22 protein-coding genes and 1 riboswitch are annotated in these 25,791 nt (G+C 64.1%); of the genes, 6 read left to right on the top strand and 16 right to left on the bottom strand.

From position 1 onward, the window contains the following. The gene (locus NO357_RS19015; protein WP_306737327.1) at positions 1 to 1,209 is read right to left on the bottom strand and encodes a biopolymer transporter ExbB; all 1,209 of its coding nucleotides are present in this window, start codon (positions 1,207 to 1,209) and stop codon (positions 1 to 3) included. 126 nt (positions 1,210 to 1,335) lie between these two features. Next, positions 1,336 to 1,872, bottom strand: coding sequence for a gamma-glutamylcyclotransferase (locus NO357_RS19010; RefSeq protein WP_306737326.1), 537 nt, complete (start codon positions 1,870 to 1,872; stop codon positions 1,336 to 1,338). Positions 1,873 to 1,939: 67 nt separating this feature from the next. On the opposite strand from NO357_RS19010, the gene NO357_RS19005 reads away from it, so the two are divergent. Further along, complete coding sequence (locus NO357_RS19005) at positions 1,940 to 2,938, top strand: DUF2125 domain-containing protein (protein WP_306737325.1); 999 nt, start codon at positions 1,940 to 1,942, stop codon at positions 2,936 to 2,938. A gap of 26 nt (positions 2,939 to 2,964) precedes the next feature. Here NO357_RS19005 and NO357_RS19000 read toward each other — a convergent pair whose 3' ends face one another. Together NO357_RS19000 and ppdK are read right to left on the bottom strand one after the other, a co-directional pair. Next, entirely contained in the window at positions 2,965 to 3,582 is a 618-nt protein-coding gene (locus tag NO357_RS19000) for a cell wall hydrolase (protein ID WP_306737324.1), read from the bottom strand. A gap of 165 nt (positions 3,583 to 3,747) precedes the next feature. Beyond that, positions 3,748 to 6,303, bottom strand: a complete 2,556-nt coding sequence (gene ppdK, locus NO357_RS18995) for a pyruvate, phosphate dikinase (RefSeq protein ID WP_306737323.1) — start codon at positions 6,301 to 6,303, stop codon at positions 3,748 to 3,750. 108 nt (positions 6,304 to 6,411) lie between these two features. On the opposite strand from ppdK, the gene NO357_RS18990 reads away from it, so the two are divergent. Then, positions 6,412 to 6,726 (top strand): putative quinol monooxygenase, encoded by a 315-nt coding sequence (locus tag NO357_RS18990; RefSeq protein ID WP_306737322.1) that lies wholly within the window; start codon positions 6,412 to 6,414, stop codon positions 6,724 to 6,726. A gap of 6 nt (positions 6,727 to 6,732) precedes the next feature. Here NO357_RS18990 and glyS read toward each other — a convergent pair whose 3' ends face one another. Genes glyS through NO357_RS18975 form a run of 3 tightly spaced genes read right to left on the bottom strand, consistent with a single transcriptional unit; the run spans position 6,733 to position 10,473 of the window. Continuing rightward, entirely contained in the window at positions 6,733 to 8,985 is a 2,253-nt protein-coding gene (glyS, locus tag NO357_RS18985) for a glycine--tRNA ligase subunit beta (protein WP_306737321.1), read from the bottom strand. A gap of 1 nt (position 8,986) precedes the next feature. Beyond that, positions 8,987 to 9,544 (bottom strand): DUF6446 family protein, encoded by a 558-nt coding sequence (locus tag NO357_RS18980; RefSeq protein ID WP_306737320.1) that lies wholly within the window; start codon positions 9,542 to 9,544, stop codon positions 8,987 to 8,989. Beyond that, positions 9,541 to 10,473, bottom strand: a complete 933-nt coding sequence (locus NO357_RS18975) for a glycine--tRNA ligase subunit alpha (protein WP_306737319.1) — start codon at positions 10,471 to 10,473, stop codon at positions 9,541 to 9,543. Before NO357_RS18975 ends, NO357_RS18980 begins: the two co-directional genes overlap by 4 nt. A gap of 172 nt (positions 10,474 to 10,645) precedes the next feature. Here NO357_RS18975 and NO357_RS18970 point away from each other — a divergent pair, with 172 nt between their 5' ends. Then, on the top strand, positions 10,646 to 12,385 hold the full coding sequence (locus tag NO357_RS18970; protein ID WP_306737318.1) for a trypsin-like peptidase domain-containing protein: 1,740 nt from the start codon (positions 10,646 to 10,648) through the stop codon (positions 12,383 to 12,385). Positions 12,386 to 12,658: 273 nt separating this feature from the next. On the opposite strand, the gene NO357_RS18965 is transcribed toward NO357_RS18970, so the two are convergent. From NO357_RS18965 to NO357_RS18950, 4 genes are all read right to left on the bottom strand, one after another. Further along, complete coding sequence (locus NO357_RS18965) at positions 12,659 to 14,263, bottom strand: thiamine pyrophosphate-binding protein (protein WP_306737317.1); 1,605 nt, start codon at positions 14,261 to 14,263, stop codon at positions 12,659 to 12,661. After that, positions 14,263 to 15,711, bottom strand: coding sequence for a TrkH family potassium uptake protein (locus tag NO357_RS18960; protein WP_306737316.1), 1,449 nt, complete (start codon positions 15,709 to 15,711; stop codon positions 14,263 to 14,265). The genes NO357_RS18965 and NO357_RS18960 overlap by 1 nt, the downstream gene beginning before the upstream one ends. Before the next feature lie 77 nt (positions 15,712 to 15,788). Next, positions 15,789 to 16,550 (bottom strand): hypothetical protein, encoded by a 762-nt coding sequence (locus NO357_RS18955; RefSeq protein ID WP_306737315.1) that lies wholly within the window; start codon positions 16,548 to 16,550, stop codon positions 15,789 to 15,791. A gap of 152 nt (positions 16,551 to 16,702) precedes the next feature. Then, a complete protein-coding gene (locus NO357_RS18950; protein ID WP_306737314.1) occupies positions 16,703 to 16,927 on the bottom strand; it encodes a hypothetical protein in 225 nt (74 codons plus the stop codon). Between the two features lie 226 nt (positions 16,928 to 17,153). Between NO357_RS18950 and amrB the strand changes: the two genes are divergently transcribed. Continuing rightward, positions 17,154 to 18,530, top strand: a complete 1,377-nt coding sequence (gene amrB, locus NO357_RS18945) for an AmmeMemoRadiSam system protein B (RefSeq protein ID WP_306737313.1) — start codon at positions 17,154 to 17,156, stop codon at positions 18,528 to 18,530. A gap of 337 nt (positions 18,531 to 18,867) precedes the next feature. Here the strand turns inward: amrB and NO357_RS18940 are convergent, their stop codons facing one another. Both NO357_RS18940 and folE2 read right to left on the bottom strand, forming a co-directional pair. Beyond that, complete coding sequence (locus NO357_RS18940; RefSeq protein ID WP_306737312.1) at positions 18,868 to 19,707, bottom strand: sulfite exporter TauE/SafE family protein; 840 nt, start codon at positions 19,705 to 19,707, stop codon at positions 18,868 to 18,870. A gap of 184 nt (positions 19,708 to 19,891) precedes the next feature. Then, entirely contained in the window at positions 19,892 to 20,995 is a 1,104-nt protein-coding gene (gene folE2 / locus NO357_RS18935; RefSeq protein WP_306737311.1) for a GTP cyclohydrolase FolE2, read from the bottom strand. Between the two features lie 324 nt (positions 20,996 to 21,319). Here folE2 and NO357_RS18930 point away from each other — a divergent pair, with 324 nt between their 5' ends. Then, positions 21,320 to 22,282 (top strand): alpha/beta fold hydrolase, encoded by a 963-nt coding sequence (locus NO357_RS18930; protein ID WP_306737310.1) that lies wholly within the window; start codon positions 21,320 to 21,322, stop codon positions 22,280 to 22,282. Positions 22,283 to 22,290: 8 nt separating this feature from the next. Here NO357_RS18930 and metZ read toward each other — a convergent pair whose 3' ends face one another. Next, positions 22,291 to 23,469, bottom strand: coding sequence for an O-succinylhomoserine sulfhydrylase (metZ, locus tag NO357_RS18925; protein ID WP_306737309.1), 1,179 nt, complete (start codon positions 23,467 to 23,469; stop codon positions 22,291 to 22,293). Between the two features lie 76 nt (positions 23,470 to 23,545). After that, positions 23,546 to 23,624, bottom strand: a riboswitch (SAM riboswitch). 93 nt (positions 23,625 to 23,717) lie between these two features. On the opposite strand from metZ, the gene NO357_RS18920 reads away from it, so the two are divergent. Further along, complete coding sequence (locus tag NO357_RS18920; RefSeq protein ID WP_306737308.1) at positions 23,718 to 24,425, top strand: glutathione S-transferase N-terminal domain-containing protein; 708 nt, start codon at positions 23,718 to 23,720, stop codon at positions 24,423 to 24,425. Here NO357_RS18920 and NO357_RS18915 read toward each other — a convergent pair. Beyond that, complete coding sequence (locus NO357_RS18915; RefSeq protein ID WP_306737307.1) at positions 24,422 to 25,066, bottom strand: hypothetical protein; 645 nt, start codon at positions 25,064 to 25,066, stop codon at positions 24,422 to 24,424. The genes NO357_RS18920 and NO357_RS18915 overlap by 4 nt on opposite strands. A gap of 65 nt (positions 25,067 to 25,131) precedes the next feature. Then, a complete protein-coding gene (locus NO357_RS18910; RefSeq protein WP_306737306.1) occupies positions 25,132 to 25,755 on the bottom strand; it encodes a hypothetical protein in 624 nt (207 codons plus the stop codon). Positions 25,756 to 25,791 lie beyond the last annotated feature (36 nt).

Here is a 25,791-nt window from a genome sequence, read left to right as displayed (position 1 = left end):
TCAGCCCTCCCCGTCCTCGGCCTTCTGCGTTGGCTGCAATTTCAGCGCGCGCGGCGTCGTTTGTTCGCTCAGCACCCGGACCAGCGCGTTGATGTCCGTACGCAACTCGGCCATTGTCTCCTGCCGCCCGGCGCTGATCTCCTCGAGGATTCGCAACATCTGCACGTCGATCGATCTGAGCCGCATCCGGCTTTCCGCATCGATCCCCCCACCCTCACCGCCGTCCCGGCGGCGCAATTCCTGCAAAATCGCGTCCTGCCCTTCGGCCACCCGCATCAGCGCAGTGTTGACAGGGTTCTGGTCGCTCATCCGATAGGTCATCCGTTCGATCGCGTCGGCCAGCTTGCCGAGCTTCTCGTCAACCATCGCCCGGCTCATGTCGGAGCGGGTGAACAGCTGGTGAAGATCCTCCATCTGCTCGGCCATGCTGTCGACCACACCGACGATCATCGCCTGTTCACTGCCCACCTCGCCTTCGCCCGAGGTGAAGCCCAGCCGTGTGATCGAGCTCAGCCACTCTTCCAACTCGCGGTAGAACCGGTTCTGGCCATGGCCCACAAGCAATTCCAGCAACCCCACGATCAGCGACCCCGACAAGCCCAGAAGCGAGCTGGCGAAAGCCACGCCCATGCCGCCGAGTTGCGCCTCCAGACCGGTCATCAACCGGTTGAACACCTCAACCCCGCCTTCACCCTCTTCCGGCGCCAGGCTGCGGATGGTGTCCACCACCGCCGGTACGGTCGTGGCCAACCCGTAAAACGTGCCAAGAAGGCCGAGGAAGATCAGGAAGTTGGTGATGTAGCGGGTGATCTCACGCTCTTCGTCGATGCGCATGGCGACCGAGTCGAGGATCGACCGCGCCGAGCCGGACGAGATCTGCATCATCGCCCCGCGCCCGCGCAACAGGGTCGCCAGCGGCGCTAGAAGCTGCGGCGCACGGGCCCCTTCGTCATGTTGGCCGACGAAGGATTCGATCCAGTTGACCGAACGGATCAACTGAAAGACCTGCCAGAAACAGGCCAGAAGGCCGATCACGAAAACGAAACCGATGAAGCCGTTGAGATATGGGTTAGCCAGGAAGACCGGCAGGACCCGCGGCAAGGCGAAAAAGATGCCCACGGCCGACAACCCCAGAACGATCAGCATCATGACGATCTGTCGGACGGGGTGGGAAAATTGCGGCTCGGCCTCGCGGTCGGGCTTGTCCATCACGGCACGGGCTCCCGGCACGATGTTTCTTGTGTCGCAGGATGATAGGGGGACATTCGAATGAAGCCAAGGATATAACGCCCGGCCGGGGCCATTCGCCGCCTCTCGTAAGGTCCCCCTCGAGTCTCAGCCAACGCCCCGGATCGCAGCCACCCGGCGATCCAGCCAACCGAGCTCGTCATCGCGAATACCGAGCTCGGCCAGATGTGCGGCGGTGTTGCTGAGATACTCGTGGTTCGGTCCCATCCCGCCGGTGGCCCACGCAATGATCTGCGCCTGACTTTCGAAATCCATCCCGCCGCAATATTGTGCGTGGTGACGGTCGACGACATAGACCACCGCATCGACGAACCGCCCGTCGTCGAGCAATATCACATGGGTTTCCTCAACATAGGCCGACGACACCAGCTCGCGTTCGCGCAGGTAAGCCAGAACCTCGGCTTCGCGACCTTCTGGCACCCGCAACCCGACCCCGTCGCAGACATGATCACGCGCCGCGTCGAGCGCCAGGACCAGGCCCGGCGCCTCCTCGGAGCCGCGGTGATGGATCGATCGCATGCAGAACGAGCGGGCAAACCCCGCAAGCCGCGCCAACCGCTGCTCGGCCACATCGAACCCGGGCTTCCAGATCAGTGATCCGTATCCGAACACCCACATCGTCATGCCGCTGGCCCTTCCGTCATCCGCCCTGTAAACACCAATGCGCGACAACTGGAAAGGGGTGCCGAAGGTGAAACGTCTGCTCGTGGTGATCGTCGTCGCGGGGGCGCTCTGGTCTGGCTATTGGGTGGTCGCCATGCGCGGTGCCATGGCCGGGTTCGAAGCCTGGTTCGCGGCCCGTCGCGCCGAAGGCTGGCAGGCGGACTATGCCGCGCTGACCGTCCGCGGCTATCCCAACCGTATCGATACCACCTTCGACCGCCCGGCCCTTGCCGATCCCGAGACAGGATTGGCCTGGGAGGCGCCGTTCTTCCAGATCTTCGCGCTCAGCTACAAGCCGAACCATATCATCGCCGTCTGGCCCGATATCCAGCGGTTTTCGACGCCGCGGGCGAAATACATGATCTCGAGCGCCGACATGCGCGCGAGCCTGGTGATGGCACCCGATCCCACGCTTGCTCTGCAGCGGTCAAATCTCGTGGCCGGGGCCATCGCCATCGAAGGCCCGGACGGCACCACCACGCTCGAGGGTCTGCAGGCCGCCGTGGGTTTGAGCGACGGGGCGGTGCAGGACTACCGCATCGCCATCAATTCCGACGGGTTCGCTCCACCGGCACCCACCGGGCTGACCTTGCGCACCGGCGGCAGGTTGCCGCACCGCTTTGACGCGCTGCGCGCCGACCTGAGCGTGGCGTTCGACAAGCCCTGGGATCTCACCGCGCTCGAGGAGCGTCGGCCGCAGCCACGGACGATCCGCCTGAAGCTGGCCGAGGCGAAATGGGGCGAACTCGAACTGGCCCTCGCCGGACAGTTGGCGGTGGACGCCGCCGGGCGGCCCAATGGTCGGCTCACGGTCAAAGCCCGGAACTGGCGCGACATCATCGCGCTCGCGCGCGCCGGTCGGTGGCTGCCGGCAAGCTGGCTCGACCCGATCGAAGAGGCGCTGACCCTGACCGCCCAGCTTTCGGGCAACAGCCAGACACTCGACCTGCCGCTCGATTTCAAGAACGGCACCATGTCACTCGGACCGTTTCCGCTCGGGGCGGCTCCGGTTTTACAAATACGCTGACGACGGCAGTCTCGCCGTCGCTGACCTCAGTTCTGCGACAACCGCGTGTGGCGGCGATAGAAATGATGCACCCCGATCGTCGCCGTGCGATAGAACTTGCGCGACCAGCTCGGGCGCACCGCCTTGGTGTGGTAATAGGTGGCACCCTTGGTCAGCGCCCGCGGCGCCCCGTCGAGCATCAGCCGAGCCACCTTGGACACACGCTCATAGGCCGCCTTTTCCCGGATCACTTCCTTGTGCCCATCGCAGGTATAGGTGAACTGGCACGCGTATTTTCGGCCCGTCCCCTGCTTGATCACGCTACAAACCGAATTCGGAAAAAGCTGGCTGTCGACCCGATTGAGAATCACCTCGGCCACGGCGAACTGGCCCTTGACGCTTTCGCCGCGCGCCTCGAAATAAAGCGCTTCGGTCAGACAGGCCCATTGCGCGCCACCCGTCGCCTTGGGTTGCGCCGCGATCCAGTTGCGGCTGTAGCTAATCGGCCCGGCACTGGTCGGACGCTGCATCAGCGCATCGAGTTGCTCTGCCGGGATCGAGCCCAGCGCCCGCTTTTCTTTCGACACGAGTTGTTTGACCGAGGTGTCGGCTCCGGCCGGAATGGCCAGCCCAAACCCCAGCACGAATGCCAGAAAAATTCGCATATCAAAGCCCCCAAGCTTCACGCAAAAAGTGAACAGCAGCAGTTAACCCGCGAGTTTTTATACAAAATAATAGCTTTCGTCCAGATATGCCGATTCCCGGCCCAAAGGCACGACGTGCAGGCTCTATGGGGACTCGCAGGATATTGTTTACGGCAGCCGGGGGCGCTACCCGATTTTGTCCCGTGCGGCGAGTTGTGCCGCAGCAAGCCGCGCCACCGGAACCCGGAAGGGCGAGCAGGACACATAGTCGAATCCCGCCGCCCGGCAGAAGGCGATTGATTCGGGGCTACCGCCATGTTCGCCGCAGATTGACAGCACAAGGTCGGGTTGCGCCGCCCGCCCCCGCGTTGCCCCGATCTGCAGCAGTTCGCCTACCCCGTCGGCGTCAAGCGTATGGAATGGATCCTCGGGATAAACTCCCTGCTGGACGTAGGCTGACATGAACCGTCCCGCATCGTCGCGGGAAAGCCCATAGGTCATCTGGGTCAGGTCGTTGGTACCGAAGCTGAGGAAGGCGCAATGCGGCGCGATCTCGCCGGCACGCAGTGCCGCCCGCGGGGTTTCCACCATCACCCCCAGCCGGAAGCTGAACGCAACCCCGGTCTCGGTATGCACCGCAGCAGCCACGGCATCGATCCGGGTCTTGACGATCTCCACCTCGCGCTTGGCTGAAACCAGCGGAATCATGATCTCGGGCACCACCGGATCGCCGTCCTTGCTGGCTTCGATGGTCGCCTCGAAAATCGCCCGGGCCTGCATGTCGTAGATCTCGGGCACGGTCACGCCCAGCCGCACCCCGCGCATCCCCAGCATGGGATTGTATTCCCCGAGCGCCTCGACCCGGCGGGTCACATCCGAGAGCGGCAGGTCCAGAGCCTCGGCCAGTTCGCGGTGACCGGCGCGGTCATGCGGCAGGAACTCGTGCAGCGGCGGATCGAGCAGACGGATACAGACCGGCTTGCCCTGCATGATGCGAAACAACTCGGTAAAGTCGGCGCGCTGCATCGGCAGCAACTGGTCAAGCGCGGCCCGGCGGTCTTCTGGACGATCGGCAAAGATCATCTCGCGCATAACGGTCAGGCGGTCGGCTTCAAAGAACATGTGCTCTGTGCGGCAGAGCCCGATCCCCTCGGCGGCGAAGTTGCGCGCCGTCTTGGCATCTGCGGGGGTGTCCGCATTGGCCCGCACCTTGATGTCGCGCACCTCGTCGGCCCAGGACATCAGCGTCTGGAAGGCGTCGTCCTGCGTCGCCGCCAACAGCGCTGGCTCGCCGGCCAGAACTTCGCCCTTCGTGCCGTCGATGGTGATCACCTCGCCCTCGCGGAACACCCGCCCGTCGGGGGCGGTCAATGTCTTCTTGCGCGTCTGAAAGCGCATTTCAGAGGCGCCAACCACGCAAGGCAGTCCCAGGCCGCGTCCGATGACTGCGGCGTGGCTGGTCATGCCGCCGCGTTCAGTCAGAACCGCGGCGGCGGCGTTCATGCCACGGATATCCTCAGGGCTGGTCTCACGCCGCACCAATATGCAGGCCTCGCCCCGGGCGTCGTAGGCTTGCGCCTCGGCCGAGGAGAACACGATCGCACCATGGGCCGCGCCGGGGCTGGCGGCGATGCCACGAGCAAGCACGTCGCGTTTTGCATCCGGATCGACCTGGCGGTGCAGTAACTCGTTAAGCGCCCGCGGGTCGATCCGCATCAGCGCCTCTTCGCGCGGGATGATACCGTCTTCCGCCAACCTCACAGCGATCCGCACCGCCGCCTGGGCCGAGCGCTGTACCCGCACACCGTCCAGCAGCCAGACCTTGCCGTTTTCGATGGTGAATTCGGCCTGCATTTCGGCCCGCAGGCGGACGCGCATCAGTTTAGTATACTCGATCAGATTGGCAAAGGCATCTGGCGCCAGCTCTTGCAGCGACGGCCCGCGCGGGTCGCGCTCCAGGAATAGTGCCGCCTCACCTTCCAGCGCGTCGCGCCCCTGGCTCTGGCTCAGGTAGCGGCCGGTTATCTGTTCCAGTCCAGTCTGCGAACTGACCAGCTGGATCACGCCTGATCCGCTTTCGCCCTCGCCTTTGCCCAGGCCCAGCGCCATGCGCTGCACCACCAGACCGAGCCCGGCATCGGCGGGGGCGCCCTTGGCCTGGCGCAATAGCCGCGCCGTCGTGCCTTCCCAGGCGCGCGCCATCGACCGTAGTACCGCCGCCAGTTGAACGCCCGGGTCCTGAGGGAATGCTTCCTCGGCCTCCTCTTCGTAGAGCCGCAGCGCCTCCGAGAGGCCCTCCTGCCCGGTCAGGGTGATCTCGTCGAACATGTCCGGGTCCAGCCGCGCCACATGCACCGCATAGGACTGAACGAAGCGCAGATAGAGCGTCGCCGCCGCTTCCTGTCCCAGCAGGTCAGCCAGATCAACATAGGTGGCATCGTTCATCCCGATGTTCAGAACTGCCCCCGGCCCGCCCCAATCCGGATCTTCCGACGAGGGCCGTACGCAGAGCAGGGAACCGCCGAAGGGCTCCAACAGCGCCTGCGTGTCCGGCATCTCGCCCGCTGCGATCCGGTGCACCGCGTTGAACGACAGCGCCACGGTGACCGGCACCGGCAGATCGAGCCGCACCAGCCGCTGCAGGCATTTCGCCCGCCCACCGTGGGTGGCGGTCGCCACCGGCGCCGAGGGCGTGATCAGGGTTATGTCCGGGTCGTTTTGCTGCACTGCGGCATCCTTCATCTTGGGCGGCAGAATACGCTCACGCCGCTTGCTGGCAAGTAAAAGCTTGATCTGACGGGGCGGCGGGCCAATGCTAAAGCGTCGCAGCATGTTCAACAGGGAGGCAAAATGGCAGTTGTTCACGTCTTTGCAGTCATCACCGCGAAACCGGGCAAGCGAGAGGCGGTCCTGGCGCATTTCCACGAAAACGTCCCGGCGGTACGGGCCGAAGAGGGGTGTGTCGAATACCAGGCCGTGATCGATGCCGACGACGCCGGGCCGTTCCAATCGGCGCTTGGCCCGGACAGCTTTGCCGTGGTCGAGAAATGGGAAACCATGGCAGCTTTGCATGCCCATGCGGTTTCGCCGCACATGAAGGCCTATGGCGACAAGGTCAAGGACATGTTGGCCGAGCGCCGCATCCACATCCTTCGCGATGCCTGAGTAGATTCAGCCTTCCAGCTTGGTCAGGTCTGCCACCCGCAGACAGGTGCCGCGGATCCGAGAAAGCAGATTCAGCCGGTTGCGCCGCACCAGCTTGCTGTCGGTATTGACCTGGACTGCCTCGAAGAACGCGTCGATTGGGGCACGCAGGCGGGCCATACCGGCCATCGCGGCAGAAAAATCCTCGGCCTGCAGCGCCGCGTCGATCTCAGCTTCGCCAGCATCGAGCGCGGCGAACAGTGTCCGTTCCTCGTCGGTCTCGGCGAATTTCACGTCGGCGCCGAAACTGTATTCCACCCCGTCCTTTTCCTCGGCCTGTGTCAGGATGTTATTGGCGCGCTTGAAGCCCTGCAACAAGTTGTCGCCGTCCTCGGTTTCCAGGAAAGCGCCCAGCGCCTCGGCCCGTTTGACCAGCATGTAAAGATCGTCGCCACCATCGAGTTCGAGACAAGCGTCGATCACGTCGTGGCGCAGGCCTTCTTCGCGCAGGTACACCTTCAAGCGGTCGTGGAAGAACGCCAGCAAATCGGTTGAAATGTCGGGCACCATGTCGCCCACCGTGCGCAGCAACGAGCCGTCGCCAACATCGGGGGCGTCATCCCTGCCCGTGAGCCGCTCCAGCACCGCATGGAACGCGGCGCCGAAGACACCGTGGTCGGAGATTTCGTCGATCACTTCTTCCAGCGTGTCAATCTCGCCGCTGGTGGCTTTGACCCGGTTGAGCCCGATCTTCTGCAGTACCAGTTGCGCATCGATATATGTGTCAAGCTTGAGGCGCAGCTCGCCCGCCAGGATGATACGGATCACCCCCAGCGCGGCGCGGCGCAGGGCGAACGGGTCTTTCGAGCCGGTCGGTTTCTCGTCGATCACCCAGAAACCCGTTAGCGTGTCAAGCTTGTCGGCCAGAGCCACGGCGCGGCTGACCGCGCCGTCCGGCACGTCGTCCGAGGGGCCCAGCGGGGAATAGTGCTCCTCGCAGGCCTTGGCCACCTCGGCCGGAAGCCCCGCGGCCTCGGCGTAGTACCGACCCATCAGCCCCTGCAACTCAGGGAATTCATAGACCATTTCCGAACTGAGATCTGCCTTGGCCACCTTCGCAGCCTGTTCCGCCAGGTCCGGGTCAGCCCCGGTGACCGGGGCCAGCGCGCGGGCCAGCCGGGCAATACGGGCGATCCGCGCCGCCTGGGTGCCAAGCTGACGTTCGAAGGTCACGTTCTCCAGCTTTTCCAGCCACTCGTCCATGCCGGCCTTGGCGACGCGCAGATCGTTTTCCCAGAAGAATTTCGCGTCCGAAAGCCGCGCCGACAGCACCTTCTGGTTACCCGCCAGAATCGTCGCGCCATAGTCCGGGGTTTCGATATTGGCCACCGTGATGAACCGTTCGATCCGATCGGTCTTGGGGTTCTTCACGGAAAAGAATTTCTGATGCTCCTTCATCGAGGTCTTCAACACCTCGGGCGGAAGGCCAAGGAATTCTTCACCGATCTCGCCCATCAGCACCACCGGCCATTCTACCAGACCGGCCACCTCGGCCAGAAGGCCCTTGTCCTCGACAACGTCCAGACCGGCGGCAAAGGCCATGTTGGTGGCGTCCTGCCAGATATGATCGGCGCGCTCTTCGGCATCGAGAACCACGTGATCGCGTTTCAACTTGGCGACGTAGTCGTCAAACCCAGTGACGGCAAATGGGGCGCCGTCCATGAAGCGGTGCCCCTCGGCGGTGTTGCCTGCCTTGATACCGTCGATCTCCAGCGGCACTACCTCGGCGCCATTCTCATCCGACAAAATGCACAGAATCGAATGCAACGGCCGCACCCAGCGCAAGGATCCGCTGCCCCAACGCATCGATTTCGGCCAGGGAAAATTGCGGATCGTCGTCTCAAGAACCTCGGCTACGATCTCGGCCGCGGGATGGCCCGGCTTCTCGATTGTGGCAAAGAACACTGCGCCTTTCGGCGTCTCGCGCTCCTCGAGATCCGCGCGGGTCACACCTGCGCCGCGCAGAAAGCCCTCGATCGCCTTGTCCGGCGCATCGACCCTTGGGCCTTTGCGTTCCTCGCGCACGGTCGGACTCTCCGCCAGCAGAGTCTCGACCGCCAGCACCAGCCGCCGCGGCGTCGAGAACGCCCGCGCCCCACCATAGGTGAGCCCGGCCTCGACCAGGCCGTCGGTCATGCGTTTCTTCAGGTCTTCGGCCGCCCGCGCCTGCATGCGAGCCGGGATTTCCTCGGAGAAGAGTTCGATCAGCAAATCGGGCATGTCAGTCGCTTTCCGGTCCGGGGGTTTCGGACATTTCAGAGGTCGGCTTGGGCGGGCAGTCCTCGGGCACTGGCTTGCCATCGAACACCACCTCGCCGCAATGGTTGATCTGGTGCCAGGCGAAGCCGCGCCCGTCGGGCAGGACGGCGATCACCCGGTCGATACCGTATTCGACATTGCGCGTGCCCAGAAAGGCCAGCGCCTCGCCGTTTTCCAACGCATGGCCGATCTCCTGCGCGTCGAAGCAATCGAACCAGCCCGGCGCGTTGCGCGGCTCGGCCGCCTCGTAGGCTTCATAGGTCTCGGTCAGCATCGGTATACTGTTCTGGACCGTGAAACAGGCACGATAGCGGATCGGAGAACTGGAGCCGTCAATCGCCTTGAAATCGCCGTAGAGGATCGGCTCGGGCCGGCCGGAAACCAGCGCGGTCAGCATCACGTCCTCGGCACCGTGGACAGCGACCTCTTCGTAATAGCCGTAGACCTGGAAATAATAGACCACCGCGCCAAAGATCAGAGCCGTTGCCACGATGAAACTCCCGACCAGCTTGCCGCTCATGCCGCGCTGTACCCCCCGGCCTCGGTCTGGACGAAGGCGTCGGCGCATTGCTTGGCCAGCGCCCGCACCCGGCCGATATAAGCCTGCCGTTCGGTGACCGAAATCACGCCCCTCGCGTCAAGCAGGTTGAAGATATGGCTGGCCTTAATGCACTGGTCGTACGCCGGATGCGCCATGACGATGCGCTTGCCGGTCTTCGGATCGACCGCGTCTTGCGTCAGGATCGCCTGGCACTCCGCCTCGGCCTCTTCGAACTGCTTCAAGAGCACCTCGGTGTTGGCCACATCGAAGTTCCAGCGCGAGTATTCCTGTTCGGTCTGGCGGTGCACGTCGCCATAGCTCAACGCAATCGCCGCTTCGGGATCGTTGAACGGCATGTCCATGACGTGGTCAATGCCCAGCACAAACATCGCCAGACGTTCCAGCCCGTAGGTCAGCTCGCCCGAGACCGGGTTGCAATCATGCCCGCCGACCTGCTGGAAATAGGTGAATTGGCTCACTTCCATCCCGTCGCACCAGACCTCCCAGCCCAGGCCCCAGGCGCCCAGCGTCGGGCTCTCCCAATCGTCCTCGACAAAACGGATATCATGGGTGTCCATGTCGATGCCGATGGCCTCGAGGGAGCCCAGGTACAGCTCCTGCAGGTTGGGCGGGCTTGGTTTGATCAGCACCTGGTACTGGTAATAGTGTTGCAGCCGGTTGGGGTTCTCGCCATAGCGCCCGTCCGTCGGCCGGCGCGAGGGTTGCACGTAAGCCGCGGCCCAAGGCTGCGAGCCCAGTGATCGCAATGTCGTCGCCGGGTGGAAGGTGCCGGCGCCGACCTCCATGTCATAGGGTTGCATGATGGCGCAGCCCTGGTTTGCCCAGTAGCTCTGCAGCCGCAGGATGATCTCCTGAAAACTGCGGGGTTTGTCGGCTTGGAACGCCATGAATTCTGCCCTTTTCGCGTGGCCGAGACGAAATCGCGCCCTGCTTAAAGGGGGGGGGCGGCAGGGTCAATTGCAGCCTCACGCATAATTTGAGTGCATGGTCCTGCGAATTTGATAAAAGACCCGACAGACTCAACAATAAGCGTGAACACGTAAGGGTATAACGGGGATCATGACGAGACTTCTTTTCGCGGTCATTCTAGCACTTCTTTTCAATCTACGAGCTGTTGTTGCGCAGCAGGACGTCGCCTGGGTTCAGATCGAGGCTTTGCCGAGCCTCAACACTGCGCAGGAGCGGGTGCGCGCCTATGCCGGGCGGCTGCCGGACGTGAACGGCTTCTCCCTCGGCGGCGGCTGGTACAGCGTTGTGCTGGGCCCCTACACGGCCGAGGATGCGCAACGGGTGCTCGACGTCTATCGCTCAGAACGCGAGATCCCTAGCGACAGTTTCATCGCCTACTCCAACGCTTTCCAGCAGCAGTTCTGGCCGGTCGGCGCCAACCTTCTGAACTTGCCAGACGCCGGTGAACCCAGGCAGCCCCAGGTTCAACAGCAGGCGGAAAATCCCCAGCCGCCGCAACAGGTTGAGCCCGCGGACGAAACCCCGCGCGAAGCCCGCGCCAGCGAGGCCCGGTTGAGCCGAGACGAAAAGATGGAACTGCAGATCATGCTGCAATGGGCCGGGTACTACCAGGGCGCCATCGATGGCGCCTTCGGGCGCGGCACGCGCGGATCGATGGCCGGATGGCAGGAAAACAACGGCTTCGAGGCCACCGGCGTTCTGACCACGCGCCAGCGCGCGGCGCTGCGCCAGCAATACAACGCCGTGCTCGACGGGCTCGATCTTCAGACCGTCACCGACACCACCGCGGGCATCGAAATGCAGATCCCGCTGGGCGTGGTGTCGTTCAGCAAATACAGCCCGCCATTTGCCCATTTCGACGCCACCAGCTCCACCCAGGCGCGGGTGCTGCTGATCAGCCAGACGGGCGATCAGAACACACTCTACGGCCTCTACGACATCATGCAGACGCTTGAAATCGTGCCCGAAACCGGACCGCGCGAGCGCCGGAACAACAGTTTCACCCTAGTCGGTCAGAACGCCGAGTTCGTGTCGCATACAGAAGCGCGTCTCGACGGCGGCGAGATCAAGGGCTTCACCCTGGTATGGCCGGCTGGCGACGAAGAGCGCCGGACCCGGTTGCTGGGCGAAATGCAAAAGAGTTTCAACCGCATCGATGGTGTTCTTGACCCCGCGGAGGGGGCCGATGAGGAACAGGATATCGACCTCGTGTCAGGTCTCGAAGTCCGCCGCCCGAAAATGTCGCGCTCAGGTTTCTACGTCGATGCCCGTGGCACGGTGGTGACAACGGCCGAGGCGGTTGCTGCCTGCGACAAGATTACAATCGACGACGAATACGAGGCCGAACTTTTGCACGTAGACAGTGCCCGCGGAGTGGCCGTGCTGCGCAGCGTCGAGGCGCTGGCGCCGGCCTCGGTCGCCGCTCTGCGCCAGGGCGACCCGCGACTGCAATCCGAGGTGGCGGTGTCGGGCTTTTCCTATGAAGGCGTTCTTGGGGCACCGACTCTGACCTTCGGAAAGCTGAGCGACATCAAAGGCCTGCGCGGTGAAAAAGATCTTAAACGGCTGGCACTTGCCGCCTTGCCGGGCGATGCCGGCGGGCCGGTCTTCGACGATGGCGGCGCGGTGATGGGGATGCTGCTGCCACAGGGAGACAGCAACCGCCAGTTGCCCGAGGACGTGAGTTTCGCCATGGACTCTACGACCTTGCGCGCCGTGCTGGAAGACGCCGGCGTGGCTCCGACCGGGGCCCAGCCCACCGGCCTTATCGCGCCCGAGGACCTTGAGCGCCAGGCCCAGGGTATGACGGTGTTGGTCAGCTGCTGGTAAACCACATCCGACCGGATCGTTCCGCCGGGTTAACGTCCCGGGACGCCAGAAAACAAGCGTGCGGCAAACCTCCTGGCGCGCTGGCTGCGATCCGTATGGCAGCTGGCCGCGTCTGATCACGTTCGCGAAACGGTCAACCCGCCGTGCACCCGGCGGGCTAACCTTGAGCCTCGGCAGACGTCCGATCGAACTCCCCGCATAGCCCCGGCTGCCTGAAGCTTCACTTGCAGAAGAAGGCAGGCAAATCCATCGCCCACCCTGCGTGCTCGACCGCTAGGCGGTCAGCGCCGGTGTCATGCGGATCAGCGTCGGCCGGTCTGCACGCAGCGCCGTGAGCACGTCGCGCTGCAGCTCGGCCAGTGTCGCAGGCTGGGCAGCACGGGCGCCGTAGGCCGCGGCCAGTTTCAGGAAATCAGGATTGCGCGCCACCACCGCGTTGGGTGCGATCTGGCTGGCCACCATGCTGTCCTCGATTTCCTTAAGCCGGCCATTGTCCCAGAGCAGGATCGGCAGCGGCAGGCCAAGCTCGACCGCGGTGCCAAGCTCCTGCAGCGTGTATTGGAAGCCATAGTCGCCGGCGATGGCGAGGGTGGGCAGATTGGCCGCGCGGCGGGCGACCGCCCCGCCGATGGCGGCGGGCATGGCATAGCCCAGCGTGCCGAAGCCCGTCGGGTGATGCCAGTGGCCGGGACGGGGCATGTCCCAGACCTCCTTGGCGACATAGGCGAATTGCGTCATGTCGGAATAGATCATGGTGTCGTCCGGCAGACAGGTGCGCAGCGCGTCGCAGATCGGCACGATACCGGGGCGTTCGGCATCGGCCTCGGCCCGCCAATGGGCACGGGTGGCGGCAACGTCTTCAGGGGTCCAGTCCGATTCACCGCCCCCGAGACGAAGCCCGTGTATCGTAAGCGTCTGCATAAAGTCGCGTGCGTCATTTCGGATCGGCCAATCGGCGGCGTGCCGGTCATAGAGGACCTCAGGGTCGGTATCGACACGAATCAAGCGGCAATCATGTCCCAACTCGGATCGCCACAGGTCCACTTCATCGAGCGACGCCCCGACGACAATCACCAAGTCCGATTGCTTCAGAATATCCGGGCTGGTCGGCCGCGCCAGAGTTGAACCGAAATACAGAGGGTAGTCAGGCGATACGAGTCCTCGCCCGGCATAGGTGGTGAAGGCTGCGGCCCCGTAGTGGTCCAGCACCTTCTCGACAAAGCGCTCGCTTTGGTTTCCGACCGCGCCACCGCCAAAAATGAACAGCGGACGGCGGGCCTCGGCCAAGGCCGAGGCCACATCGTCAATCCACGTGGAGCCCGAAGCCAAAATGGGACTTGGGGTCTCCAGATCCGACGCCGGGGCTGAATGCGCGGTGGCGCCCAGCAGGCAAATCGGCACCTGGAGATGCTTGGGTCGCGAGCGATCCATCTGGAATTCCGTCAAGGCGCGGTCGATGAGGGTATACGCCGCCTCTGCCGTCCGGGCCTCCTCTGACCAGTCGCAGACGGTGGCCGCCGCAGCGCGCTGGTCGCGCATCTGGTGGAGCTGGCCGCGGGTGGCGGCGGTTTCGTCGAGACAGGAAGAGATCACCAGCAGCGGGACCGAGTCGCTGTAGGCCTGGCCCAGCGGGGTCAGGATGTTGGTGAGGCCCGGGCCGGTGATGGTGAAGGCGACGCCGGGGCGGCCTGTGGCGCGGGCGTAACCGTCGGCCATGAAGCCGGCGCCCTGTTCGTGGCGGGCGAGGACATGGGTCAGACCGGCCTCCTCGATGCCGCGATAGAGCTCGACATTATGCACTCCGGGGATGCCGAAGATCACCTCGACTCCGCGGGATTTCAGCATGTGCGAGATTTGCGCACCGAGGGGTCGCTTCATCAGGCCCTCCAGAATTGAGGCGTGAACAGCGCAAACACCGCCATCAGCTCGAGCCGGCCAATCCACATGCCGAAGGTGAGGATCCATTTCGCGGTATCGTTGAGCGGTGCGAAATTCCCGGAAGGCCCGATCGTGTCGCCCAGCCCGGGGCCGATATTGGCCACTGCCGTCGCCGCGCCCGACAGCGAGGTAATGAAATCAAGCCCCGTGAGAGACAGCGCCACCGCCAGAAGCCCCAGCGTGACGGTGAAGAACACGAAAAACGCCATCACCGAATTGAGCACGTCATCGGTGATCGGGCGGCCGTCGAATTTCGGCTGGAACACGCCATGCGGATACGCGGTCCGGCGCAGCTGGACTCGGATCGACGAGAACAAGATCTGGTAGCGGAAGATCTTGACCGAACAGGTGGTCGAGCCGGCCGCGCCGCCGATCAGGCCGATGAAGAAGAACATGGTGATCAGGAATGGTCCCCAACCCATGTAGTCGACCGAGGCATAGCCGGTACCGGTCATGATCGACGTGATGTTGAACAGCCCCTCGCGCATCGCCTGTTCCCAGTGGTGCGGGAAGATCGTGGTCAGGATCAGCGTCGTGATCACCACCAGAACGGCGATGGTGCCCAGCAGGGCATGCATCTGGGTATCCTGAAAGAACGGTTTGGCGTGGCCGTTGATCATCTGGACGTAGCGCACGAAGGGCAGCGCCGCGAGGACCATGAACAGCGAGGCCGCGTATTCCGCCGGCCCGGAAAAGGTGCCGAACGACGCATCGTAATTCGAAAACCCGCCCGTCGACATCGTGGTAAGCGCGTGCACGGTGGCGTCGAAGGCATCCATGCCGAGCATCAGGTAGGTCAGCGTGCATGCAAGGGTGAGCCCGACATAAATCACCGAGATCTGGCCCGAGATCTGCGTGGCACGCGGCAGAATCTTGCCCATGGTGTCGAACGCTTCGGAGCGGAAGATCTGCATGCCCCCGACCCTGAGCTCGGGCAGGAAGACCATGGCAACGACGATGATTCCGATGCCGCCGAGCCATTGCAGGATCCCGCGCCAAAGCAGCAACCCCTTGGGCAAGGTATCGAGCCCCGAAATAACCGTCGAGCCAGTCGTGGTCAGCCCCGACATCGCCTCGAAAAACGCATCGGTAAAGCTCAGTTGGGTTGCCCCCAGCATCAGGGGCAGCGCCCCGAACACCGGCAGAACCAACCAGACGCCCGTGGTCAGAAGAAAGGTCTGCTGCAGGGTCAGGCCTGACCGGACGCCGTTCTGGCAAGCCAGTGCGACCAGACCGCCGACAAGCGTGGTCAGCACCGCGGATTCGGCGAAGGCGGGCCAGTGGCCACGACCCTCGGCCAGATCGACGATCAGCGGCAGCAGCATGGTCAGCCCCAGCGCGGCCACCATCAGGCCAACCACATATCCGACGGGTCGCAAATCTATCATGAGGCGCAGCGTTGGCGCGGGCAGGCCGCGCTGTCAAGCCACCCGGGCCGTGCGCGCAGCGCGTCCACGATGCCGGATTACACGATCATCCGGCGGCCCTGGATACGCACGCCGTAAAGCACGGTCAGCACGCCGACGGCCAGGATCAGCCCGGCCCAGGCGGCGGTGATCTGAAGCGCGACGCCGGCCAAGTTGCCGGCCGGGAGCTGTCCGGCGAGATCGACGAACAGCGTGATGCAAAGGGCCACGGCATAGATCGGCCCGGAATAGCCACTGGTCGCCTGCCAACTTTCGTCCATGGCGATCGGCTTACCGATGGCCGCGCCCGGCAACACCAGACCGTGGCGCAGCACGATGGCGACCAGAAGCGCGTTGATTCCGATCGAAATGATCTTACCCCCCGGGCCGCCCAGCCCCAGCACCGGCACCAGCGGCACCAGCAGAAACTTGATCATCAGGAAGATCACCAGCGACAACAGGGCGAATTTCATCACCGCGTCGAAATAGCCGTCGAAAGACTCGGAATTGTTCTTCGGCAACACCGCAACCGCCTCTTCCCTGAGCAGGATGTGCCGGTGCCAGCTCATCGCCACCCAGGCGCCGATCATGCAGAAGACGAAAAGCGAGATCACCAGCGCCGGCAAATAGCCTGTGAGCGCCGCCACTTGGGAAAGCTGCCCGGGCAGCGCCGCCGTCAGGTCAAGCCCTGCCATCAGTTGGAACAGGGCAAACGCGACCGCCATCCCGACCATCCAGGGCAATACGGTCAGGCGTAGAGTCGTTCCCGGATTCCGCACCATCGAGTGAACGGCGAAAAAAACGACCGAAAAACCTTGCATCCCATTTACTCCGACAGACTCGGTGCATGTTGGAGGGGAGGATGTCGCGCCAATCTGGCGAATTTGAGGCACTTGCGCGCCCATCGGCGACGCTCCGCCGGGTCGCCGCCGGGGGACGGGGCGTCAGGCCCTCGGCGGCGTCGCGCCACTTATCAGACGTAGAACATGTCACGGAAGACGTGATAGGCGATCTGGTCGCGCTTGAGCCCCAACCGCGCCAGTTCTGCGTCCGATTTCGCTTCGAGCGCCGCAATCCGGTCACGCCGCGAGCGGGCATCGGCATAGGCATTCATGCCGCGCAGGAGCGATGCGAACATCCGCTCATAGCCCGAGCGGGGGCGGTCGGAGAATGAGAATTGGGATGTGATATCAGTCATTTTGGAAACCTTCCTCATGTTTTTTGCTTTTGGTTTCCTCCCTGCGACCAAGATAGGATGGTAATATGGCAGTACCACTGACATTTCTGCATGCCCGCCACCCGCTTGCTGCATTGCGGCAAGACCGGCCCCGCCAACGCCGTCCGGGTATTCCGCCGCACCCCATGGAAATCTGCCGGCATCATGCCAAAATAAACGGCAGAACAACCGAAAGGTCAGAGCAGCGATGGACAGCACCCTGCGCAGATCTGGCGTGGCAGGCCGGTTTTTCCCCGGCGATCCGGCCACGCTGCACCAGACAGTCGACGACCTGCTCGCCGAGTCGGGCCGGACCGTCGATACGGTTCCGACCCGGCCGCGGGCAGTGATCTCGCCGCATGCGGGCTATCCTTACAGTGGCGTGCTGACGGCGACGGCGCTGCGGATGAGCGCCGGCCATGATATTGCCCGCGTCGTCATCTTGTCACCGGCACATCGCCACGCCTTCGCCGGCATCGCGGTGCCCAGCCAGGCAGGCTATGCCCTGCCGGGGATGAGCCTTGCCATCGACCGGACCGCCTGTGACGGGCTGGTGCAGGCCGGCCACGCGGTGCTGCTCGACGCCGCACACGACCTTGAACACGGCATCGAAACCCAGCTCCCTTTCCTCCACGCCCTGCACCCGAACGCGCGGATCGTGCCGCTGGTGGTCGGCGAGGCCCCGGTGGCGCAGGTGGCGGCTGCAATCGATCACCTGGCCGCGGACGACACCGATCACACGCTGTTCGTGCTCTCCAGCGACCTGAGCCATTTCCTGACCCGCGATGCCGCCCGTGTTCGCGATGCCGCCACGTCCGAGAAGATCGAGACCGGCGATTACGCCGCCCTGACCGGCCAGGATGCTTGCGGCGCGGGCGGAATCGCCGGGTATCTCGCCTCGAACACCGGCAGCGGGGCCCGGGCGCTGCGGCTGGGGATGAGAACCTCCTACGACACCACCGGCGATGCGTCCCGGGTGGTGGGTTACGGCGCTTGGAGCCTGCACGCGCCGGGGGATGCGATGCTCGCAAAGGGACCGCGCTCTGACCTGCTGCGGGTGGCGCGCGAGGCCTTGAGCGACCGCGTCAATCGCGGCGGGGCGTCGCAACGGGCGGAACGGGGCTATAGCCCGCAGCTTCAGAGCTTTGCCGCGAGTTTCGTTACGCTGGAAAAAGATGGTCAGTTGCGCGGCTGCATCGGCTCCATCGCGCCGCGGGCGCCGCTGGTGCGCGATGTCGCCGAGAACACGTGCAAGGCCGGGTTTTCCGATCCGCGTTTCGGCCCAGTGGTTACCGGAGAACTGGCAGCGATCCGCATCAAGCTTTCGGTGCTCAGCCGTCCGGCCCGGCTCAGGTTCGACGGCGAAACCGAAGCGCGGGGCGCGCTGGTTTCGGGCGAGACCGGCGCGATCCTGATCGACGGGCGACATCGCGGCGTGTTCCTGCCGCAGGTCTGGGACAGCCTGCCTGAGCCGCAGGACTTTCTGAACGCGCTCAAGCGAAAGGCCGGGCTGCCCGATAGTCATTGGAGCGAGGCCGTAGAATTGCATCTCTTCCGCGGCGAAGTGTTCGGCGAGGCGGCGTGATCAGGGTGGCGCCCGGTAACATGGCTCCGGTTGCGATCGGATCCTGTTCGGTTTTGGCCCGAAGCGAGCATCGGTTTCGAATTGGCGTCGCCAATCCGACCGGCTGGGGGGCCAGCCCCCAAGTCACAAAACACGCGTGTTTTGTGACCTCCCCCCGGGATATTTGCAGAAAGAGGAAGACACGCGCGTCCTCCTTCATCTGACCATAAATATCCCGGAGGGGGCGCGGGGGAGGCAGCGCCTCCCCCGCGTCGGTCGGAGCGCGGCGCGATCCGAAACGGCACCGTCCGTTCCAGGCCAAACAGCGGCCAGCGAAATCGCTGAGACCAGCCACAGCTCAAAACAGGATGTACTTGACCCCGATTGCAAACACGATCACGCCCATCACCGCCTGCAGCGCGCTGTTCTTCATCGCCTTGTTGACCTGTGGTCCGATGATCGCGCCGGCAACCGCGCCGATGGTGAGCGGCAACAACAGCCCCCAGTCCAGCGGCGCGCCGAGACGGAGGAAGTTGCTGATCGAAACCACCAGCGACATGATGATCGCGATCGCCGCCGTGGCGGGGATGATATGCATCGGCATCATCAGGAACGACGCCATGTAGGGCACCAGCAGAAACCCGCCCCCCACACCGAAGATCGCCGCGGTCATCGCGATGACTGCCCCGGCCAGCAACGGCGACCACGCCGGTACGGAATAGAGCCGCCCGGCATAGCGAAAGATCACCCCGCTGAAATCGGTGCGCACCAACTGCACGGCGCCACCCGGCGTCACGCCGGTCACCGGCGCCTGGCCCGGACCCAAGAGCTTCCAGAAAAGCTGCGCGGCCACCGCCAGCGTCAATACGCCGAACAGAGGCCGGAACTGGGCCATGTCCGACAGGTAAAGCGACGAGAGGGTCGAACCGGCATAGGCCCCGATCAGCCCACCACCGCCCAGGAGCAGCCCCAGTGGCACCACGGCGCTGGCCCGGCGCATGTAACCCGGCACGAAGACCAGCGCGGTCGCCAGCACAACCAGCTGGGTCATCGGCTTGACGGAATTGGCTTCCATCACGCCGAACAGCGTGATCAGCCCGAACGAGGTCAGAATGCCCCCAGCCGCGCCGATGGCCGAGAATACGATCCCGACGAAAACGCCCCAGAGCAGGACGGCGGCTGTGGTGACGATGACCAAAAGGGCTCTCCCGCACGAGATAAATATGCGAAAACCCTAATGTATAGACCAGCGCCGGGAAATGGCCGGAATTGACGCACCCCGGGATACGCGACGCGACCTTGCCCGCGCCACTCGCTGGTCACGGCCAAACCTGACACAATGCCAGAGACCGCGGGGAAGCGAGTTTTAACCTCGGGCGAGCTCAGCCGACGTGGAACAGCGTGGTGAAGAGCTTGGGATCGACGCTGTCGCCCTCAAACAGGTCGCCCTCGGTCAGGATCGACACGGCATCGTGCGAATGCAGGCTTTCCTGGTGGCTGGCCACCACCTGGAAATCGCCGATCCGCGGGTCCTCCTCGAGTTGCTGAGCGAACAGCCGCGCCGCATCCTCGACAAAGATCGGATTGGCGGCGTTCAGTTCCGCGAAGGCCTGTTCGTCCTCGCGCTTGACCATGACCTGGGTCTCGGTCGGCACCGCGCGACGCGCCAGGTCGATCAGATCCTCGAACCACAGGCAATCGGTGCCACACAGCACCTCGGCCGAGATCCGCGCCACCGAGCGCTGCGAATGTGGCGTCGCCAGTTGACCGCGAAACTGGCGGGCATGTTCACTGAGCTCCAGCGAGCACGGGCAGGTCGAGGAGTAGACATAGTCGAGGTGGATGACCTTGGTACGTACCCCGTCGCGTTCGACCAGTTCCAGCGCGATGTCGTAATACTGGTAACCCTCGAGCCCCGAGCGCAGCGACGGCAGCTTCATCGGGAAGGAAAACCGCATCTGGATACGGGCGTCGAAGCTTTCGAGATCGGCTTTGTAGTCCTCAAGCGCGGCCTCGATTACCTCGAAGGAGAAGGTCTTGTCGGCATGGGCATAGAACGAGCGCATGATGCGGCTCATGTTGATGCCCTTCTTTTCCGCCTCGAGGCTGACCGTGCCGGTCACCGAGGTTTCCAGCGTCAGATCGCCGTTGTCGCGGGTGTGATACTGGATCGGCAGGCGGAAATTCGAAATCCCGACATGCTGAATCACCCGGCGCGCGCCCTTGATCAGGCTTTCCGGGCCGTTCTGCAGGTCCGGCAGTGTCGCCTTGTAGGCTTCGTCGACCTCGAACTCTTCGGGATAGGCCCGGGCCAGGGCGGGATAGTTCGACATCGCCGCATCCGGCAACAGCCGCGCGATCGCCGGATCGAGATCGGCGACTTCCTCGGGACTGGCGGTTTCGGCCCATTGCCGCAGACGGGAAAGCGCGGTTTCGGCCTCGTCGCGCGACGGCGCCTTGTCGATCTCCGGCGTGATCTTGTTCATCTGCCTGCTCCCCTTCTGGGCTGCTGGTACCCGGTGAATGTAGTGCCGGGGCGCCAGAATTTCCAATCTTTCTGCTCATAGATACGCTGGCCGGCGAAGACAGATCAGTTTTTTCGGCGTTTCAGGGTCACGCGCCGCTGCATCCGGTGACGAGCCGGCAGGTTTGCGCCGCGAAATGCGCATGGTGCGATAAGCGCAGGGAGCGCACGTGCGAGCGGCGGCGGCGTCATTCACGTTGCCCGCCCGGGTGGTTGTCTTGCGTCAAGGCGCCGCCAGACCGCACGCTATAGAAAAAGAAGGGAATTCATCCTGGGGAGCGGGGTTATGTGGACACGCAGGGCGATGTTGGGCGGGTTGGGGGCACTGGGCCTGGCGGCCGGCAGCTATGCCGCCGGCTCCTTTCGCGCGACCTTGGCGAGTGCGCGGCGGCGATTGACGCAACGCAGCCAGCTGGCCGAGACCCGGTTCGGCCCAATCGAATTCGCCCGCGCCGGCGACGGCACCCGGCTGCTGATGGTCCATGGCACCGGGGGCGGGTTTGACCAGGGGCTGCGGTTCGGTCAAGGGCTGATCGAGCGTGGTTTCGAAATCATCGCGCCGTCCCGTTTCGGATATCTGCGCAGTGCTTTTCCCGACCAGCCCAGCCCGGACAACCAGGCCGATGCCTTCGCCGATCTGCTCGACCATCTGCAAATCGAACGGATCGCTGTGGCCGGTGGGTCGGCCGGAGCGCTTCCGGCGGCCGCTTTCGCCCGGCGACACCCCGACCGGTGCAGCCGGCTGATCCTGATGGTGCCGGCGGCCAATCTGAGCGGGCGCGACCCGGTTGAATTCACCGCCCTGCAGCAGTTTCTTGTAAGGCAAGTTCTGACCTCGGATTTCTGGTTCTGGAGCCTGGCGACGCTGGCGCCCGAGCGCATGTTCGGGACGCTTCTGGCCACTGATCCGGTCCTGCTGGATCGGGTGAGCCCCGCCGAACGCGAACGGGCGCATCTGATCCTCACGGACCTGATGCCGATTGCACCAAGGGCGCGGGGCATGATGAATGATGGGTATTTTTCGGGCCATCCCACCGATCTCGACTTCGCCGCCATCACCGCGCCGACGTTGATCCTTTCTGCCGAGGATGACCGGTTCGGCACCGCCGAAACCGCCCGGCTTATCGCCGCGCGCGTGCCGGGCGCGCGATTGGTCATCTATCCCGATGGTGGGCATATCTGGTTGGGCCACGACGCCGATCTCGCCCGCGAAATCGCGGAGTTCGTCGGGCCGTCTCCGCCGGGCTGACGCCGCTGTCAGGCTTTCTCAAGCGCCTGCATAACGTCGGCGACAAGATCGTCTGTATCCTCGAGCCCGACCGAGAACCGGACAAGGCCCGGCGTGATGCCAAGCGCCGCCTTCTGGTCGTCGGGCAGGCGCTGATGGGTGGTGGTGGCCGGATGGGTGGCGATCGACTTGGCATCGCCGAGGTTGTTCGAGATCACCGCGATCTGCAAGGCGTTGAGGAAACGAAACGCCGCATCCAGCCCGCCTTTCAGATCGACCGACAGCACCGTGCCCCCCTGCCCTGTCTGCGCCTTGACCAGGTCGAACTGGGCATGGCTGGGATGGCCGGGATAGATCACTTGGGCCAACTTGTCGTGGCCCTGCAACGCCTCGGCGATGGCCAGCGCCGAAGCCGCCTGCGCCCTGACCCGCAGGTCCATCGTTTCAAGCCCCTTGAGCATGATCCAGGCGGTGAAAGGCGACATCGCCCCACCGGTATGTTTCATGTAAGGCTCGACGGTTTTGCGGATGAACTCGCGCGTGCCGAGGATCACCCCGCCCAGCGCCCGGCCCTGCCCGTCGATATGTTTGGTGGCGGAATAGACCACCACGTCGGCGCCCTGCTCCAGCGCGCGGGAAAACACCGGTGTGGCGAAGACGTTGTCGATGATCACCGTGGCGCCAACCTTGTGCGCGAGATCCGCCACCGCCTTGATGTCGATGACTTCCAGCGTGGGGTTGGAAGTGGATTCAAAGAAAACCGCCCGCGTGTCCGGGCGCAGGGCCGCCTGCCACTGGGCCAGATCGGTGCCGTCCACCAGCGTGACCTCGACCCCGAAGCGCGGCAGAACTTCTTCAAGGATATAAAGGCACGAGCCAAAGAGCGCGCGCGCCGCGACCACGTGATCGCCGGCCTTCAGCATCGACGTCAGCGCCGCGTTGACCGCCGCCATGCCGCTGGCGGTCGCAAAAGCGTCCTCGGCCCCTTCCAGCCCGGCGATGCGGTCCTCGAACATCGCCACGGTCGGGTTGCCGTAGCGGGCGTAGATGAACTCGTCGGGCTCGGCGTCGAGAAACCGCGCCTCGGCCTGCTCGGCGCTGTCATAGACGAAGCCCTGGGTAAGGAAGATCGCCTCGCTCACCTCATTGTACTGAGACCGGCGGATACCGCCATGCACCAGCTGGGTGCGCTTTTTCCAATCGCTCATCGGTCGCTCCTTTGCGGGGCCCCCGGAGAAACGGGCAGACCCATCAAAAAACCCCCGGTCGCGGCCATGCGACGGGGGTCCCCATCCGATGACCTCTTTAGCGGAGTTATTTTACGTGGCCCGCAATCCGGTAACAAATCGCCACAAGGGCGCTTTAGCGCGGCGCGGCTGCCGGGTCAACAAATTGTCGCACCCCGCCATTGCGCGACGGCGCCAAGCTGGCATGATAGCGGCAAAGGAGACGCGCTATGCCCCAACCTATCGATTTCTATTTTTGGCCCACGCCGAACGGGTGGAAGATTTCCATCGCACTGGAAGAGATGGGCCTGCCTTACACCACCAGGATCGTCAATATAGGCAAGGGCGAACAGTTCGCGCCCGAGTTCCTGGCGATCTCGCCGAACAACCGGATGCCGGCGATTGTCGATCCCGACGGACCGGACGGCGCACCGGTGTCGGTGTTCGAAAGCGGCGCGATCCTGATCTATCTGGCGCGCAAGACCGGGCGGTTTTACGGCCAAACCGAGCGCGACCGCATCGCCGTCGAGGAATGGCTGATGTGGCAGATGGGCGGCGTCGGGCCGATGGCGGGCCAAGCGCATCATTTCCTGAAATATGCCCCGGTGATGGACCCGCCGCAGGACATTCCCTATGCCAAGGATCGCTATCGGAACGAGGTCGCCCGGCTCTACCGGGTGCTCGATACACGGCTGTCCGAAAACGACTACGTGGCGGGCGATTTCTATTCGATCGCCGACATGGCGATCTGGCCCTGGGCCTCGCTCTGGGAGGGGCAACAGCAGACGCTCGACGACAAGCCGCATTTCGCCCGCTGGCTGGAACAGATCGGAGCGCGGGAAGGCGTCAAAGCCGGCCGTGCACTCTATGCCGAGTTGCGCCAAACCCCGCAGCAGAACCAGGACAGCCACAAGGTACTGTTCGGACAGAAGGGCTAGGGCTCCGGCTCGGGGTCATCCTCCAGCGGCAGGGTCAGGCGCAACACGATCTCGTAGAAGATATGCAGCGCGATGGGCAGAAGCGCCAGAACGGCGACCCGGGCGCCGAGCGGCGCGGTCATGGCCAGCAACGTCTCGTTGACCACGATCACCAGGAACGCAACGAGGGCGTAAAGCTTGAGCAGGTGGCGGCGCGTGATCATGGGCACCGCCTGCGGGTCCGAGACCGGCACGAAGCGGTCGATGAACAGTTGGTCGCCGAGGATCCCGGCCAGCATCGCGCCGACATAGAACGCACAATAGACCGTCACCACGCGCTGGCTGAACACCGGGTCGGCCCACCAGACCTGCAGCGCCAGTACCGTGAAACAGACAGCGACGGCTGCAAACAGGGCCCGACGGGCACGCCCGAACAGGCGCCGTTGGTGCCAGGCCGAGATCGGCAGAACCGCCCAGACCTGCACCGCCTGCGCCAGCACCGCCGCCCAGACGAAGGCCCGGGCTTCCGCGATCTCAAGCGCCCGCAGCAGCGTCCAACCGGACAGAAAGATCGCCGGCATCAGAAGGCGTCCCGGCGAGACCGGCGGGATCGACCGGAGCAGGAGCCACAACAGCAGGGAATATCGGCGAAACGGAGACATGAACCGTGCCTAGCGGCCAAGATAGACCAATTTCAGGCGCGAAAGCGGAAATCCGGTGAGCCGGCTCAAAAATCCTCGAGCGGCAGAGTGAGGATCACCGTCACCTCGTAGAGGACATGAATCAGCAGCGGCACCACTGCCAGGATCGATACTCGCATGGCCAGGTCGATATGCGCCAGCACCATCGCCTCGTTCACCACCACAAGGGTCAGCGCCGCCATCACGTTGAGACGCAGCAGGTGGGTGCGCGGCTCTTCCGGCACCGGCCGGCCATTGCTCGACGGCACCACCAGTTCGCGAATGCGCGGATGGCCCAACGCGCCCCACAGCATCGCCAGCGCGTAGACGAGGCAGGACACCGACAACACGTGCTGGGTGACGGCGGGATCGTTCATCCACAGCTGCACCGCCGCCGCCGCGATGGTCGCCGCAACGCCGAGGTTCAGAACGGTGGTGTTCTCGGAGCCGACCCGGCGCAACTCGGCTGCCGCCTCGGGCAGGTTGCGCCACACCACCACCACCTGCGCGATCACCGCGGCAAAGACGAAAGCCGTGTTCTCGTCCATCGCGAGGTTGCGCAGTGACACGAACCCCATAAGAAAAACCAGTAGAGGCCAGATCCGCTGAGGCGAGATCGCGGGAACCGAACTGAGCAGCGCCCAGAGCATTTTCGCATAATATCCAAACATGAGCGAATTTCTGCCGACCATATGTGGCAAGAAACG

This window comes from Marimonas arenosa (genome assembly GCF_030848945.1).
Classification (GTDB): Bacteria; Pseudomonadota; Alphaproteobacteria; order Rhodobacterales; family Rhodobacteraceae; genus Marimonas; species Marimonas arenosa.
Note: the sequence above shows the minus strand (reverse complement) of the source record. Positions and strands in the feature narration are given on the sequence as shown.